The 15410-nt window shown below is 52.2% G+C and carries 12 protein-coding genes; 7 read left to right on the top strand and 5 right to left on the bottom strand.

Features of this window, described 5'->3' with window-relative positions; all coding sequences use genetic code 11:
- Positions 1-49 precede the first annotated feature (49 nt).
- The 3 genes from aceF to pdhR form a co-directional block, all read right to left on the bottom strand.
- A complete protein-coding gene (gene aceF, locus UC14_RS13685; protein ID WP_112197880.1) occupies positions 50-1957 on the bottom strand; it encodes a pyruvate dehydrogenase complex dihydrolipoyllysine-residue acetyltransferase in 1908 nt (635 codons plus the stop codon).
- A 13-nt stretch (positions 1958-1970) separates the two neighbouring features.
- A complete protein-coding gene (aceE, locus tag UC14_RS13680) occupies positions 1971-4634 on the bottom strand; it encodes a pyruvate dehydrogenase (acetyl-transferring), homodimeric type (protein WP_013576985.1) in 2664 nt (887 codons plus the stop codon).
- A 163-nt stretch (positions 4635-4797) separates the two neighbouring features.
- Positions 4798-5568 (bottom strand): pyruvate dehydrogenase complex transcriptional repressor PdhR, encoded by a 771-nt coding sequence (pdhR, locus tag UC14_RS13675; RefSeq protein WP_013576986.1) that lies wholly within the window; start codon positions 5566-5568, stop codon positions 4798-4800.
- 429 nt (positions 5569-5997) lie between these two features.
- On the opposite strand from pdhR, the gene aroP reads away from it, so the two are divergent.
- From aroP to UC14_RS13660, 3 genes are all read left to right on the top strand, one after another.
- Positions 5998-7368: an aromatic amino acid transporter AroP gene (gene aroP, locus UC14_RS13670; protein WP_015690460.1), complete on the top strand. Its 1371-nt coding sequence runs from the start codon at positions 5998-6000 to the stop codon at positions 7366-7368.
- Positions 7369-7584: 216 nt separating this feature from the next.
- On the top strand, positions 7585-9027 hold the full coding sequence (locus tag UC14_RS13665; protein WP_013576988.1) for a glycoside-pentoside-hexuronide (GPH):cation symporter: 1443 nt from the start codon (positions 7585-7587) through the stop codon (positions 9025-9027).
- The gene (locus UC14_RS13660) at positions 9020-9994 is read left to right on the top strand and encodes a family 43 glycosylhydrolase (RefSeq protein ID WP_013576989.1); all 975 of its coding nucleotides are present in this window, start codon (positions 9020-9022) and stop codon (positions 9992-9994) included. Before UC14_RS13665 ends, UC14_RS13660 begins: the two co-directional genes overlap by 8 nt.
- 71 nt (positions 9995-10065) lie before the next feature.
- Here the strand turns inward: UC14_RS13660 and ampE are convergent, their stop codons facing one another.
- Both ampE and ampD read right to left on the bottom strand, forming a co-directional pair.
- A complete protein-coding gene (gene ampE / locus UC14_RS13655) occupies positions 10066-10920 on the bottom strand; it encodes a beta-lactamase regulator AmpE (RefSeq protein ID WP_112150985.1) in 855 nt (284 codons plus the stop codon).
- A 59-nt stretch (positions 10921-10979) separates the two neighbouring features.
- Positions 10980-11552, bottom strand: a complete 573-nt coding sequence (gene ampD / locus UC14_RS13650; RefSeq protein WP_015690461.1) for a 1,6-anhydro-N-acetylmuramyl-L-alanine amidase AmpD — start codon at positions 11550-11552, stop codon at positions 10980-10982.
- 94 nt (positions 11553-11646) lie between these two features.
- Here ampD and nadC point away from each other — a divergent pair, with 94 nt between their 5' ends.
- From nadC to UC14_RS13630, 4 genes are all read left to right on the top strand, one after another.
- Complete coding sequence (gene nadC / locus UC14_RS13645; protein WP_013576992.1) at positions 11647-12540, top strand: carboxylating nicotinate-nucleotide diphosphorylase; 894 nt, start codon at positions 11647-11649, stop codon at positions 12538-12540.
- A gap of 291 nt (positions 12541-12831) precedes the next feature.
- The gene (gene ppdD, locus UC14_RS13640) at positions 12832-13278 is read left to right on the top strand and encodes a prepilin peptidase-dependent pilin (protein ID WP_013576993.1); all 447 of its coding nucleotides are present in this window, start codon (positions 12832-12834) and stop codon (positions 13276-13278) included.
- Entirely contained in the window at positions 13278-14774 is a 1497-nt protein-coding gene (gspE, locus tag UC14_RS13635) for a type II secretion system protein GspE (RefSeq protein ID WP_013576994.1), read from the top strand. Before ppdD ends, gspE begins: the two co-directional genes overlap by 1 nt.
- Positions 14771-15410: type II secretion system F family protein (locus UC14_RS13630; RefSeq protein ID WP_198670071.1), on the top strand; the 640-nt coding region annotated here is incomplete at its 3' end. The genes gspE and UC14_RS13630, both read left to right, overlap by 4 nt.

Here is a 15410-nt window from a genome sequence, read left to right as displayed (position 1 = left end):
GCATGAAGAGATTATCAGAAAAAAGCCGGCCGTCTGGCCGGCTTTTCACTTACATCACCAGGCGGCGAATGTCTGACAACACGTTGTTGATGATGGTGATGAAGCGCGCACCATCGGCACCGTCAATGACACGGTGGTCGAAGGAGAGCGACATTGGCATCATCAGACGCGGTGTGAACTCTTTGCCGTTCCAGACTGGCTCAATGGCAGACTTGGAAACACCGAGGATAGCCACTTCCGGCGCATTAACGATTGGCGCGAAGTGGGTCGTCCCGATACCCCCGAGGCTGGAGATAGTGAAGCAACCGCCCTGCATTTCGCCAGCAGTCAGCTTACCGTCACGGGCTTTCTTGGAGATAGCCATCAGCTCACGGGACAACTCGGCGATGCCTTTCTTGTTCACGTCTTTGAAGACCGGAACAACCAGACCGTTTGGCGTATCAACCGCCACACCGATGTTGATGTATTTTTTCAGCGTCAGTTTCTGACCATCTTCGGACAGGGAACTGTTGAAGCGTGGCATCTGCTCAAGGGCAGCGGCAACGGCTTTCATGATGAAGACCACCGGGGTGAATTTCACGTCCAGTTTGCGTTTAGCGGCTTCATCGTTCTGCTGTTTACGGAACGCTTCCAGCTCAGTGATATCAGTTTTGTCGAAGTGCGTAACGTGCGGGATCATCACCCAGTTACGGCTCAGGTTCGCACCAGAGATTTTCTGGATACGGCCCAGTTCAACTTCTTCAATCTCACCGAACTTGCTGAAGTCCACTTTCGGCCAAGGCAACATGCCCGGCAGACCGCCACCCGTTGCTGCTGCCGGCGCGGCTTCAGCACGTTTGACCGCGTCTTTCACGTAAGTCTGTACGTCTTCACGCAGGATGCGACCTTTACGGCCAGTGCCTTTGACTTTCGCCAGGTTAACGCCGAATTCACGGGCCAGACGGCGGATAACCGGCGTGGCGTGAACGTAAGCATCGTTCTCTGCGAATTCGCCTTTGCTTTCTGCTTTAACAGCAGGAGCAGCGGCTTTTTGTTCCTGTTTCGCCGGGGCAGCCGCTTCTTCTTTCTTAGCCGCCGGAGCAGCAGGCGCAGCGCCTTCTACTTCGAAGACCATGATCAGAGAGCCGGTGCTGACTTTGTCGCCCGCAGCAATTTTGATTTCTTTCACGGTACCCGCGAACGGAGCCGGGACTTCCATTGAGGCTTTGTCGCCTTCAACGGTAATCAGTGACTGTTCTGCACTGATTTTGTCGCCCACTTTCACCATGATTTCAGTGACTTCAACTTCGTCGCCACCGATATCAGGCACGTTCACTTCTTTGCTGCCGGACTGAGCCGGTGCAGCAGGTGCCGCGTCTGATTGGGTTTCTGCTGCTGCGGCCGGTGCGGCTGCACCAGAACCTGCCACTTCGAAGACCATGATCAGGGAACCGGTGCTGACTTTGTCGCCCGCAGCGATTTTGATTTCTTTCACTTTGCCCGCGAACGGCGCAGGGACTTCCATAGAGGCTTTGTCGCCTTCTACGGTGATCAGCGATTGTTCCGCTTCTACTGTATCGCCCACTTTCACCATGATTTCAGTGACTTCAACTTCGTCGCCACCGATATCAGGTACGTTCACTTCTTTGCTTTCGCTGGAAGCAGGTGCGGCAGCAGCAGCAGCAGCAGCAGGTTTCTCTTCTGCTTTGGCTTCCTGTTTCGCAGGTGCTGCATCAGCAGCACCGTCAGCGGCGTCAAAGATCATGATCAGTTTGCCGGTTTCGACGGTATCGCCGACCGCAACTTTAATTTCTTTGACCACGCCAGCTTGTGGAGAAGGCACTTCCATAGAAGCTTTATCGCCTTCTACGGTGATCAGCGATTGTTCTGCTTCAACTTTATCGCCCAACTTCACCATAATTTCGGTGACTTCCACTGCATCTGCACCGATGTCCGGTACGTTAATTTCAATAGCCATCTGTCTTTACCTCTTATGCCAGACGCGGGTTAACTTTTTCTGGATTGATATCGAATTTCTTAATGGCTTCAGCCACTACAGACGTTTCGATTTCGCCGCGTTTAGCCAATTCACCCAGCGCAGCAACCACAACGTAAGACGCATCCACTTCGAAGTGGTGACGCAGGTTTTCGCGGCTGTCTGAACGACCGAAGCCATCCGTACCCAGAACGCGATAATCGCTGGCCGGAACGTATGTACGAACCTGTTCAGCAAACAGTTTCATGTAGTCAGTAGACGCCACCGCTGGCGCGTCGCTCATCACCTGGGCGATGTACGGAACGCGTGGGGTTTCAGTCGGGTGCAGCATGTTCCAGCGCTCACAGTCCTGACCATCGCGGGCCAGTTCAGTGAAGGAGGTCACGCTGTAAACGTCAGAACCTACGCCGTAGTCTTTGGACAAGATCTCTGCCGCTTCACGTACGTGACGCAGGATGGAACCGGAGCCCAGCAACTGCACTTTCCCTTTGCTGCCTTCCAGCGTATCCAGCTTGTAGATACCCTTACGGATGCCTTCTTCCGCGCCTTCCGGCATGGCTGGCATGTGGTAGTTTTCGTTCAGCGTGGTGATGTAGTAATAAATGTTTTCCTGCGCTTCACCGTACATACGCACCAGACCGTCATGCATGATGACAGCCACTTCGTACGCGTAAGACGGGTCGTAAGAAATACAGTTAGGGATAGTCAGAGACTGAATATGGCTGTGACCATCTTCGTGCTGCAGACCTTCGCCGTTCAGGGTAGTACGACCTGACGTACCACCGATCAGGAAGCCACGCGCCTGTTGGTCACCCGCTGCCCAGCACAGGTCGCCGATACGCTGGAAACCGAACATGGAGTAGTAGATGTAGAACGGGATCATTGGCAGATCGTTGGTGCTGTAAGACGTTGCTGCGGCCAGCCATGAAGATGCGGCACCCAGTTCGTTGATACCTTCCTGCAGGATCTGACCTTTCTCGTCTTCTTTATAGTAAGCAACCTGCTCACGGTCCTGCGGGGTGTACTGCTGGCCGTTCGGGCTGTAAATACCAATCTGACGGAACAGACCTTCCATACCGAATGTACGCGCTTCATCGGCGATGATCGGCACCAGACGGTCTTTAATGGAGTCGTTTTTCAGCATCACGTTCAGTGCACGGACGAAAGCGATAGTGGTAGAGATCTCTTTCTTCTGCTCTTCCAGCAGTTGTGAGAAGTCTTCCAGTTTCGGCATTTCCAGCTTCTGCGTGAAGTTTGGCAGACGGGTCGGCAGGTAGCCTTTCAGCGCAGCGCGACGCTCATGCAGGTATTTGTATTCTGCAGAGTCTTTTTCCAGCGTGATGTACGGCAGTTTTTCCAGATTTTCATCGGTTACTGGCACGCTAAAACGATCACGGATATAGCGCACGCCATCCATGTTCATTTTCTTCACCTGGTGAGCAATGTTTTTACCTTCGGCAGCGTCGCCCATGCCATAACCTTTAATGGTATGCGCAAGGATAACGGTCGGCTGACCTTTGGTGTTCTGTGCTTTGTTCAGCGCAGCGAAGACTTTCTTCGGATCATGGCCGCCACGGTTCAGCGCCCAGATTTCGTCGTCGGTCATATCTTTGACCAGAGCGGCGGTTTCAGGGTATTTGCCGAAGAAGTGGTCACGAACGTATTTACCGTCGCGGGACTTGAAGGTCTGGTAGTCGCCATCCACGGTTTCGTTCATCAGCTGGATCAGTTTACCGCTGGTGTCTTTACGCAGCAGTTCATCCCAGCGGTTGCCCCAGATCACTTTGATCACGTTCCAGCCAGCGCCTGCAAAGATGCCGTCGAGTTCGTTGATGATTTTGCCGTTACCGGTGACAGGGCCATCAAGACGCTGCAAGTTACAGTTGATGATGAAGCACAGGTTATCCAGTTTCTCACGGGTCGCGATGGTGATCGCCCCTTTGGATTCTGGTTCGTCCATTTCACCGTCGCCCAGGAATGCGTAAACGCGCTGTGCGGAGGTGTCTTTCAGACCACGGTGTTCCAGATATTTCAGGAATTTAGCCTGATAGATGGCACCGATCGGGCCCAGACCCATGGATACGGTCGGGAACTGCCAGAACTCAGGCATCAGTTTAGGGTGCGGATAAGACGACAGACCTTTACCGTGAACTTCCTGACGGAAATTGTTCATCTGGTCTTCAGTCAGACGGCCTTCAAGGAAAGCACGTGCGTACACGCCCGGAGAGATGTGGCCCTGGAAGTACACCAGATCGCCGCCGTCTTTTTCGTTGCGCGCACGGAAGAAGTGGTTGAAGCACACTTCGTACACGGTCGCAGAAGACTGGAAGGAAGCCATGTGGCCGCCGAGTTCCAGGTCTTTCTTGGACGCACGCAGAACGGTCATGATGGCGTTCCAGCGGATAGCAGTACGAATGTTACGTTCCAGCTCCAGGTTACCCGGGTATTCAGGTTCGTCTTCAACAGCGATGGTATTGACGTAGTTACGGCTGGCTGCGCCAGCAGCGACGCTTACGCCGCCCTTGCGCGCTTCACTGAGAACCTGATCGATCAGGAACTGTGCACGCTCAACACCTTCTTCACGGATGACCGATTCGATCGCTTGTAGCCAGTCGCGAGTTTCGATCGGATCCACGTCATTATTTACACGTTCTGACATGGTGCTTTTCCTTATCTGTCTCTAATACGTTGGTTTATCTGGAGCCTGTCTTCCTGCGCTCTTTCTAAAACGCGCTTCGCCGCTAAGAGAACGCACGAAGACAGGCCCGTCATGTAGTTGCCGTGAGCCCTCAAATGAAGGCTCTAAAAATTAACCCTGATGGTTAACTTTCATCTTTTCGTTGCTGGAGCCGTCGTAAAGACCGATCCCGCCGGGTGTGTTCCCTGCTGAGATCCAGCAAAACTTCTTCAATGAACGCCAGGTGACGGTGAGATGCGGCACGCGCTATTTCTGGTTCCCGTGCAACAATCGCCTCGAAAATACTGGCGCGGTGGTTGCTTACCGTCGCCAGCATTTCCCGACGTGAGTAAAGCAATTCAAAGTTCTGTCGAACGTTCTTCTCGAGCATCGGCCCCATACAGCGAACCAGATGCAGCAGCACCACATTATGGGCTGCTTCTGTTACAGCGACCTGATACTGCATAACCGCGTCGGCTTCTGCGTCCAGATCTCCGCTGTCCTGTGCGGTCTGAATGACCACGTGACAATCGCGAATGCGCTGCAGATCTTCCTCTGTGCCACGAAGCGCCGCGTAATACGCAGCGATACCTTCAAGGGCGTGTCGTGTTTCAAGGAGATCGAATTGTGATTCAGGATGGTCGGCCAGTAACTCAGCCAGCGGATCACTCACGCTTTGCCACAGGTTACTTTGTACGAAAGTACCACCACCCTGACGGCGCAGGAGTAGCCCCTTCCCTTCCAGGCTTTGGATTGCCTCTCTGAGAGAAGGTCGCGATACATCAAACTGTTTGGCAAGTTCGCGCTCTGGCGGAAGCTTTTCCCCGGGTCTCAAGGTGCCTTCGAGGATCAGAAACTCAAGTTGCTGCTCGATCACATCGGATAACTTAGGCTGTCGGATTTTGCTGTAAGCCATATATGTGCGGTTCTCTGCGAGTAGCGACTCTGTTAAGTTGCCGGAGTCAATTGGTAATACCAATTTAAAAAACGTGGCCGTAAAGTAACAAAGTATTCACCTTGTGTCCATATGGCTACCCAGTAAATGCGTCGACCCCGCACATTTTAACAAATTTTTATCATTTATCTTTTTTACCCAGCCTCAGATCACATTTTATGGATCCTGAACAAATTTACAGTCAATTTGGCTATTTGTTATGCAGATGATGCATAAACCCCGTGCAAACTTTTCCGCATAACATTATTCTTGCCCGAACGGTAGATGATCCTGATTTTTAGGCACAATCCAGCCGTAAATAATTAGATACAAAAAGTGTAATTATCGCCTTACATTCTCTCTAACACACAGAATGTTATGGGTTTTGCCCCAATGACAGAGGACAGGTAAATGGTTGATCAACAACAAGGCGATGAGCTGAAGCGCGGTCTCAAAAACCGGCATATCCAGTTGATTGCATTAGGTGGGGCCGTCGGTACAGGGCTGTTTCTGGGCAGTGCTTCCGTCATTCAGTCCGCAGGGCCGGGGATTATTCTCGGTTATGCCATTGCGGGTTTTATCGCATTCTTAATTATGCGTCAGTTGGGTGAAATGGTGGTTGAAGAACCGGTTGCCGGTTCATTCAGTCATTTTGCCTATAAATACTGGGGCGGATTTGCGGGTTTTGCTTCCGGCTGGAATTACTGGGTGCTGTACGTTCTGGTCGCGATGGCCGAACTGACTGCCGTCGGTAAATATATTCAATTCTGGTGGCCGGAAATCCCGACATGGGCTTCTGCTGCGGTTTTCTTCGTGCTGATCAACGCTATCAACCTGACTAACGTTAAAGTGTTTGGCGAGATGGAGTTCTGGTTTGCGATCATCAAAGTGGTTGCCGTGGTGGCGATGATTCTGTTCGGTGGCTGGCTGCTGTTCAGCGACACGGCAGGCCCTCAGGCAACAGTTCGCAACCTGTGGGAGCAAGGCGGTTTCCTGCCCCATGGCATGACCGGGCTGGTGATGATGATGGCGATCATCATGTTCTCTTTCGGTGGCCTGGAACTGGTCGGGATTACTGCTGCTGAAGCGGATAATCCGGAAACCAGCATTCCTAAAGCAACCAATCAGGTTATCTACCGTATTCTGATTTTCTATGTGGGCTCACTTGCCGTCCTGCTTTCCCTGATGCCATGGACCCGTGTCGGGCCGGATACCAGCCCGTTTGTGCTGATCTTCCATGACCTGGGTGATGCACTGGTAGCGAATGCTCTGAACGTGGTGATCCTGACGGCAGCGCTGTCGGTTTATAACAGCTGTGTTTACTGCAACAGCCGCATGTTGTTTGGTCTGGCTCAGCAAGGCAACGCGCCTAAAGCATTGCTCAACGTCGACAAGCGCGGCGTGCCGGTGGCTTCTATCCTCGTTTCTGCTGCCACCACAGCGCTGTGTGTTCTGATTAACTACCTGATGCCGGGTGAAGCGTTTGGTCTGCTGATGGCTCTGGTGGTGTCTGCACTGGTGATCAACTGGGCGATGATCAGCCTGGCGCACATCAAATTCCGTCAGGCGAAACGTCGTGAAGGCGTGGAACCTAAGTTCAAAGCGCTGCTGTATCCGCTGGGTAACTATATCTGCCTGCTGTTTATGGCGGCAATTCTGGTGATCATGGCTATCACCCCGGGCATGGCGATCTCCGTATGGCTGATCCCGGTGTGGCTGGTAGTTCTGGCCATCGGTTACTGGGTCAAAAATCAGCAAAGCGGGAAATCCGTTAACGCTTAAGTATTCGTTTTAAAATTGAAACGAAAAAGCGCCCCGGTTAAGTGCAGACTTACCGGGGCGCTTTGTTAGGTACGTCACATTTCCTCCCGTATGACCAAAATGTCCATCTTCATGACTCTTACCTCCTGACCCCTCTTCCCTTCCCCGGCCAATACTCAGGGCTAACAAACAGTTTTTTAACAAAATCCTTTTATCCACAATCCGGAGAGAACATCCATGAAGGAAGGCGCACTGTCGTTCAAAGAGAAAGTGGCGTACGGAATGGGGGATGCGGGCTGCAATATGATTGGCGGCGCCATCATGCTGTTTCTTAATTATTTTTACACAGATATCTTCGGTTTAGCCCCGGCACTGGTTGGCGTATTGCTGCTATCAGTGCGTGTTATCGATGCCGTCACCGACCCGATCATGGGCGCGATTGCTGACCGTACCACCACCCGCTGGGGCCGTTTCCGCCCGTATTTGTTATGGGTTTCGGTGCCATACGTACTGTTCAGTGTGCTGATGTTCACCACACCAGAATGGAGTTACAACAGCAAAGTTATCTATGCGTTTGTAACCTACTTCCTGATGTCCCTGACTTACACCGCCATCAACATTCCCTACTGCTCGCTGGGCGGCGTCATTACTGCCGATCCGCATGAGCGTGTTGCCTGCCAGTCTTACCGCTTCTTTATGGTAGGGATCGCGACGCTGATCCTGTCTTCCACCTTACTGCCGATGGCCGACTTTTTCGGTGGCGCAGACAAAGCCAAGGGCTATCAGATGTCGATGGGGGTGATGGCAATCATCGCGCTGTTCATGTTCCTGTTCTGCTTCAGCTCGGTAAAAGAACGTATTCAGCCTGCGGTACCGTCAAAACATGCCTTAAAATCTGACCTGAAAGATGTGTGGAAAAACGACCAGTGGGTACGCATCCTGCTGCTGACGTTCTGCAACGTGTGCCCGGGCTTTATCCGTATGGCAGCCACTATGTATTACGTCACCTGGGTAATGGAAAAATCCACATCCTTTGCCAGCATGTTTATCAGCCTCGGCGTGGTGGGCATGATGATCGGCAGTGCACTGGCAAAACCGCTGACCGATAAATACTGCAAACTGAAAGTGTTCTTCTGGGCCAATATCATCCTGACCATTTTCTCCTGCGGATTCTATTTCCTCGACCCGCACGCCACCACGCTTATTCTGGTGGCGTACTTCATCCTCAACATCATGCACCAGCTCCCTTCCCCGCTGCACTGGTCGCTGATGGCCGACGTTGACGATTACGGCGAATGGAAAACCGGCAAACGTGTTACCGGCATCAGCTTCTCCGGTAACCTGTTCTTCCTGAAATGCGGACTGGCGGTCGCGGGCGCGATGGTCGGCTTCCTGCTCTCCGCGTATGGCTACAATGCCAGCGCAACGCAGCAAAGCGACCATGCCATCAACGGCATCATGTTGTTGTTCACCGTCATTCCTGGCGTGGGCTACCTCATCACTGCCGGTGTTGTACGCTTACTGAAAGTTGATCGCGAAACCATGCGTACCATTCAGGCAGATCTGGAGATTCGCCGCCGTAATTACCGCGAGCTGAATGAATATCACGACGAGAAAAATGCACAGGACGCAGAAGCACTCAGCGTCCCACTGACCAGCAAGGAGCTGAAACATGAGTAATTATCCCAACCCGCTGATTGAGCAACGTGCAGATCCGCATATCTGGCTGCACAGCGACGGAAACTATTACTTTATCGCATCAGTGCCTGAATATGACCGGCTGGAGATCCGCCGCTCGCCAACGCTGACAGGGCTTGCCGACGCGCCAGCCACCATTGTCTGGCATAAACCTGATACCGGCCCGATGAGCGCACTTATCTGGGCACCGGAGTTGCATTTTATCGACGGACAATGGGTGATCTATTACGCGGCCGCCCCCTCACAGGAGATTGTTGACGGCTTATTCCAGCACAGAATGTATGCGCTGGTGTGTGAAGAGGCGGATCCGCTCACAGGGAAATGGCAGGAGAAAGGCCGGATCCAGACGCCGATCGACAGCTTCTCGCTCGATGCCACGCACTTTGAGCATCAGGGCAAAAGCTATTATCTGTGGGCGCAGAAAGACCCGGAAATTCGCGGAAACTCCAATTTGTATCTGGCCGAAATGGAAAACCCGTGGACGCTGAAATCACCGCCCGTCATGCTCAGCAAGCCGGAGCTGGACTGGGAAATCATCGGTTTTTGGGTTAATGAGGGACCGGCGGTGATCAAACACGGTGATAAAATTTTCATCACCTATTCCGCCAGCGCCACCGACGAAAATTACTGTATCGGCCTCCTCACTGCAGACATCAACAGCAATCTGATGGATCCGGTGAGCTGGCATAAATCCCAGCGTCCGGTATTCACCACGCAGGCCCAGAACCGGCAGTTCGGGCCGGGACATAACAGCTTCACGCGCAACGAACAGGGCGCAGACGTGCTGGTATATCATGCCCGAAACTACACTGAAATTGAGGGTGATCCGCTGTACGACCCGAACCGGCATACGCGCATTAAAACCTTCCGCTGGGACGAGAATGGCATGCCCGATTTCGGAGAACCCGCCGCCGATAACCGTCCGCTGACGTTACAAAAACAGCACTGACAAAAAACAAAAAGCCCGGACACTAAAAATGTACCGGGCTTTTTTATGCAATATCGGATGATAAAAGAGAATTAAATCAAGGTGCCGTAAATCGTCAGCAGCGCTACAACCACCAGGATTATCATCGTCACTTTACGCGCGAGGCTCACAGCAGCGCGAGGTGTCTGTACCGGATCGGTATGCGGATCGCGCGCCAGAGAGAACTGCGCCAGCCGCGTTAATACATGATATTGCGAAGAGTGAATATCGCCCAGCGAAGCAAACCAGGCCGGTAAGGCTTTCTCGCCATGACCAAGCAATGCATAAGCCACGCCGGCCAGACGAACAGGGATCCAGTCGAGAATATGTAACAGGGCATCCACGCCGGACTGCGAACGTTTCAACGGCGGCATATGGCGCGCCAGCCAGGTCTGGTAACCGCGCAATACGGCATAACCGCCCAGCGCTATCGGTCCGTAAGGCCCACAAACCACGAACCAGAACAACGGCCCGAGATAGTAACGGTAGTTAATCCAAAGCAGCGCATTTTGCAGCTCTCTCAGCCGGGCTTCTTCGCTGCAATCTGTCGGCAACCCGTGGATCAAGGCCAGCTCTTCTGCCATTTCCTTACAGGCATCAGCATCGCCCTGACGGGCGGACTTAAGGTAAGCGCGGTAATGCTTGCGTTTGATGCCAGCGCCAATACACAGCAGACATAGAATCACCCACAAAATCAGGGTTGGCACCCCGAAGAAGATCCCCTGCACTGCGCGCAATACTGCCCAGATGATCACCATCCAGACAATCGTAATGACGAGCGTTTTAGCCAGAGAAGCCTGCCGGCCACGGCGGAAAATCACCTCAAACCGATGATCCAACTGCCAGTGTTCACCCAGTTTGAACAAGCGTTCCCAAGCCAGCACCAGGAGCAAAGTAAATAACGTCATCGATTGTCACTCTCTCTCAACACATCACACCCGTAAAAACGAAACCGAAAACCGGTTAATTACAGGTCAGAAAGGTCATTCTGCCCTACCGGCAGCGCTAACAGCTTGCGATAAAATGCCCAGTCGAATTCAGGGCCGGGATCGGTCTTACGCCCGGGAGCAATATCACTGTGTCCGGTAATCGCTTCAAGACTAATGGGATAATGCTTCATTAACAACTCAGTAACGGCAACCAGGTTGCGATATTGCGCATCAGTAAAAGGCTCAAAATCCGTCCCTTCCAGCTCAATACCAATCGAAAAATCATTACAGCGCTCACGCCCCCGCCAGCTGGATACACCCGCATGCCAGGCGCGTTTGTTAAAGGGCACATATTGCACAATCTCGCCATCACGACGAATTAAACAATGCGCAGCAACGCGTAAGTGACTGATCCCTTCAAAATAAGGATCATCCTGCGGATTCAGCGTACCGGTAAACAATTGATCAATATAAGGACCGCCGAATTTTCCAGGCGGCAAACTGATGTTATGGATCACCAGCAATGAGGGAATTTCATCTTCAGGACGGAGATCAAAATGAGGGGAAACGACCTGCCGGGCTTCTGTTATCCAGCCTTGTTTTAAGTGCATCAAAGACCTCAATGATGTGCTCAGGTGGTACTTATCACAGCAACAGGGTAGCATGTTTTTTTGTCCTTCTTATCCGCCATTTCGGAGTATTTGTATGTCTACCCGCAGCTACAGCCGTGAAAGTCGCCGCGCACAGTTACTCGAACGTATCCAGAATGATATTCCTTCTCTTGTTACTCAGGCTCTCGGTGAGGATCTTGGGGGCGAAGCCAATGCCAACAATGACTTAACTGCTCAACTGTTGCCGCAAGACAAAAATGCTAACGCCACCATCATTACCCGCGAAGCCGGTATTTTCTGCGGACAGCGCTGGCTGGACGAAGTCTTTCTCCAACTGGCAGGCGATAAAATCACCGTCAAATGGCATGTCAAAGACGGCGACCATGTTTCTGAAAACCAGACCTTATGTGAACTCTCAGGCTCCGCACGCATGCTGCTGACCGGTGAGCGCACCGCTCTTAACTTCGTGCAAACCCTGTCCGGTGTGGCAACCGAAGTGAATCACTATGTGAAAATCCTCGAGGGCACAAAAACTCAGTTGCTCGATACCCGGAAAACCTTGCCGGGCCTGCGTACGGCACTGAAATATGCCGTGTTATGCGGTGGCGGAAGCAATCACCGCCTTGGTCTTGCCGATGCATTTCTGATTAAAGAAAACCACATCATTGCCTGTGGCTCGATAAAAGCCGCCGTAGAACGCGCCTTATGGATCCACGCCGACGTGCCCGTCGAGGTAGAAGTCGAATCCATGGATGAACTTCAGCAGGCGCTGGATGCGGGTGCTGACATTATCATGCTGGATAACTTCACCGTGCCGATGATGCGTGAAGGCGTTGCCCTCACCGCAGGCCGTGCGCTACTTGAAGTCTCCGGTAACGTGACGGAAAAAACGCTACGCGAATTCGCGGAAACCGGCGTGGATTATATTTCTGTCGGCGCGCTGACCAAGCATGTCAGGGCCATGGATCTTTCCATGCGCTTCAGCTAATCGCTGCGCTGTTGCCCCTGAATTCCTTTCGAGGGGCAACACGAATTCTTGCGATCTATTTCATCTTGCCGCACTACCCTCGCATTCACCCTTTCTGAACACCATCACCTTTTTCATTTCATCTTTATTGTTGCGAGACATCGCACATATGTTTTTCCTGCCTTGCTGGCATACATATTTATCCTGGCAGATGTCATGGAAAAGCCAGCAATAGCGCTGGAGTCAGGCTTTTTCTCCGTTTAGTTTGCTGCCTGAGAAACAACCACGCAGTCTTACGAAACGGAGAACGCCATGAAACGGCAACAAGGATTTACCCTCATTGAACTGATGGTAGTGATCGCGATTATTGCGATCCTGAGTGCCATCGGCATACCCGCTTACCAGAGTTATATCCAGAAAGCAGCCATGACTGACATGCTGCAAACTATGGTGCCCTACAAAACCGGCGTCGAACTGTGCGTCATCGATACGGGGGCGCTGACGAATTGCAGCGCCGGCAGTCAGGGAATTCCGGCGGCAGCTACCAGTCGTTATGTCAGCCAGATTCAGGTTAATGCGGGCGTAATTTCACTGACAGGTCAGCAGGCACTGGACGGTCTCAGCGTTGTGATGACACCGGTCCGGGATAATCAGGCGGGCGGTATCACATGGAGCAGAATCTGCACCAATGCCAGTAATACTTCGATGGTTGAAGCTTGCGAAAGCGTTTTTCGGTTTGACACCACAGGAGCGCCATAATGAGTGATATGCCACTGCGCCCCGAGTCTCCGCCCGATAATGATCGCCTGCAAAGCGAAGCGTCACTTGAAGCACTGTGTCAGCGCTACAAAGCCGTTGTATTGCATCGCGACAACCAGACTCTTCATGTTGCATGCCATGAAACAGAAGCAGACACGGATGCCTTGAGTAATGTATTGCGCTTTACCACCGGCTTAAAAGTGCAGCTTGAACGCTGGCCACAAACGCGGCTTGAACAAGTCATGGAGCAAGGAAATTCAGAAATAAAGAAAAAAACGGCCGCAGACGAATCGTGGTCATCCGCGCAAAGCGATGAAAACAATGAACTGAATAATCAGAGTGATGCGCCGGTCATTAATTCTCTCAATCAGATACTCAGGCAGGCCATCACCCGCAGGGCTTCAGATATACACTTTGAGCCGTACGAGCACAGTTTCCGGGTTCGTATGCGAATTGACGGAGTATTGCAGGAAGTCCCCGGACCTGAATTTTCGATGGCAGCGGGCGTGTGCGCACGACTAAAGATTATGGGGCAGTTGAATGTCGCTGAGCGACGGTTACCCCAAGATGGCCAGCTCTCAGTCATGCTGCAAAATCAGAGATATTCCATGAGAGTATCTTCTCTGCCGACCTTACACGGCGAAAAGATCGTGCTGCGCATTCTGCATATGACTCAGCAAGATCTCTCTATGCCTCAACTGGGCTTCACACCACGGGATCTGGACTATTTCAAAGCTGCGCTTAAACATCCACAAGGGCTAATTCTGGTCACCGGCCCGACAGGCAGCGGAAAAACGGTCACACTTTACAGTGGTCTTCGTCATCTTAATGCCATCTCCCGCAATATTTGCAGCGTGGAAGACCCGATTGAGATCCCGGTCAGTGGCATCAATCAGACCCAGATTAACAGCAAAACAGACCTCAGTTTTGCCAGTGTCCTGCGTGCGTTATTACGTCAGGATCCTGATGTGATTATGGTCGGAGAGATCCGCGATAAAGAAACGGCCGAAATCGCGGTAAAAGCCGCTCAGACCGGACATCTGGTGCTCTCAACACTGCATACCAATTCCACTTGCGAAACACTGACCCGCCTGCGACAGATGGGGATTGAAGGTTTTCATATTGCTGCCAGCTTACGTTTGGTTATTGCCCAGCGGCTGGTACGAAAACTCTGCCCGCATTGCCGTAAACCGCATGTATCACTGGTCGAAAAAGGCGCTGATGGCAGCAGCGGGCACATGCAGTTGTGGCTACCTGCAGGATGCCATCAATGCTTTTCGGGCTATTACGGACGCACCGGTATTTATGAAACGCTGAACATAACACCCGGTTTACAACAGGCGCTGGTGGCAGAGGCAAGTGTCAATGAGTTGAGTAAGATTGCCCGCGAACAAGGGCAAAAAACGTTGCAGGAAGCCGGTATGGCGCTGGTCGAACAAGGGATCACCTCACTTGAAGAACTTTATCGTGTTACCGGTGAAGGCGCGGATACATGAAAACTGACGGCGGCGCGCCTCAGTCCTGGCGGTTATATCACTGGCAGGCTATCGACACTCTGGGAAGCCTTCAGCAAGATCACTGCATTGAGGTGGGTAAGAACGGCATTTACCAGCAGCTTTTTGCTGCTGGATTGCAACCGCTGAAAATCAGAATGAAGCAGCGATTGGGACGACGTTTCTGGAAAAATCAGGAACGTGTTGCATTCGTCAGGCAACTTGCAACGCTGCTACAAGCCGGGCTACCGCTGGTCAATAGCCTGACGTTGCTGGCCAACGAGCACCCGAAACCCGCGTGGCATTGTGTACTGTCAAATGTTGCGAAAGGCGTTCGCGAAGGAAAACCGCTGTCGGTAACACTGAATCATTATCCCGATGTATTTCCTGATATTTACAGACAGATAATTTCTATTGGTGAGCTAACGGGACAACTGGACAAATGCTGCCTGCAACTGGCGACTCAGCAGGAACAACAGGCTGAATTAAGAAGCAAAGTAAAAAAGGCGTTGCGGTATCCGCTGATTGTTAGCGTTATCGCTATCGTGGTCACTCTGCTGATGCTGACTTTAGTATTGCCTGAGTTTGCCAAAATCTATGCTTCCTTTGATGCCGAACTCCCCTGGTTTACACGCATGC

The sequence above is a fragment of the Rahnella sp. NRRL B-41462 genome (assembly GCF_003263525.1).
Taxonomy (GTDB): Bacteria; Pseudomonadota; Gammaproteobacteria; order Enterobacterales; family Enterobacteriaceae; genus Rahnella; species Rahnella aceris.
The sequence above is the reverse complement of the archived record's forward strand: the minus strand, read 5'-3'. Positions and strand labels throughout refer to the sequence as shown.

Bases quoted from the DNA above. Each gene is read 5' to 3' on its own strand.
- nadC (WP_013576992.1), top strand. From the start codon at position 11,647: ATGTCTACCCGCAGCTACAGCCGTGAAAGTCGCCGCGCACAGTTACTC.
- aceF (WP_112197880.1), bottom strand. From the start codon at position 1,957: ATGGCTATTGAAATTAACGTACCGGACATCGGTGCAGATGCAGTGGAA.
- UC14_RS13660 (WP_013576989.1), top strand. From the start codon at position 9,020: ATGAGTAATTATCCCAACCCGCTGATTGAGCAACGTGCAGATCCGCAT.
- aroP (WP_015690460.1), top strand. From the start codon at position 5,998: ATGGTTGATCAACAACAAGGCGATGAGCTGAAGCGCGGTCTCAAAAAC.
- UC14_RS13665 (WP_013576988.1), top strand. From the start codon at position 7,585: ATGAAGGAAGGCGCACTGTCGTTCAAAGAGAAAGTGGCGTACGGAATG.
- pdhR (WP_013576986.1), bottom strand. From the start codon at position 5,568: ATGGCTTACAGCAAAATCCGACAGCCTAAGTTATCCGATGTGATCGAG.
- ppdD (WP_013576993.1), top strand. From the start codon at position 12,832: ATGAAACGGCAACAAGGATTTACCCTCATTGAACTGATGGTAGTGATC.
- ampD (WP_015690461.1), bottom strand. From the start codon at position 11,552: ATGCACTTAAAACAAGGCTGGATAACAGAAGCCCGGCAGGTCGTTTCC.
- aceE (WP_013576985.1), bottom strand. From the start codon at position 4,634: ATGTCAGAACGTGTAAATAATGACGTGGATCCGATCGAAACTCGCGAC.
- gspE (WP_013576994.1), top strand. From the start codon at position 13,278: ATGAGTGATATGCCACTGCGCCCCGAGTCTCCGCCCGATAATGATCGC.
- ampE (WP_112150985.1), bottom strand. From the start codon at position 10,920: ATGACGTTATTTACTTTGCTCCTGGTGCTGGCTTGGGAACGCTTGTTC.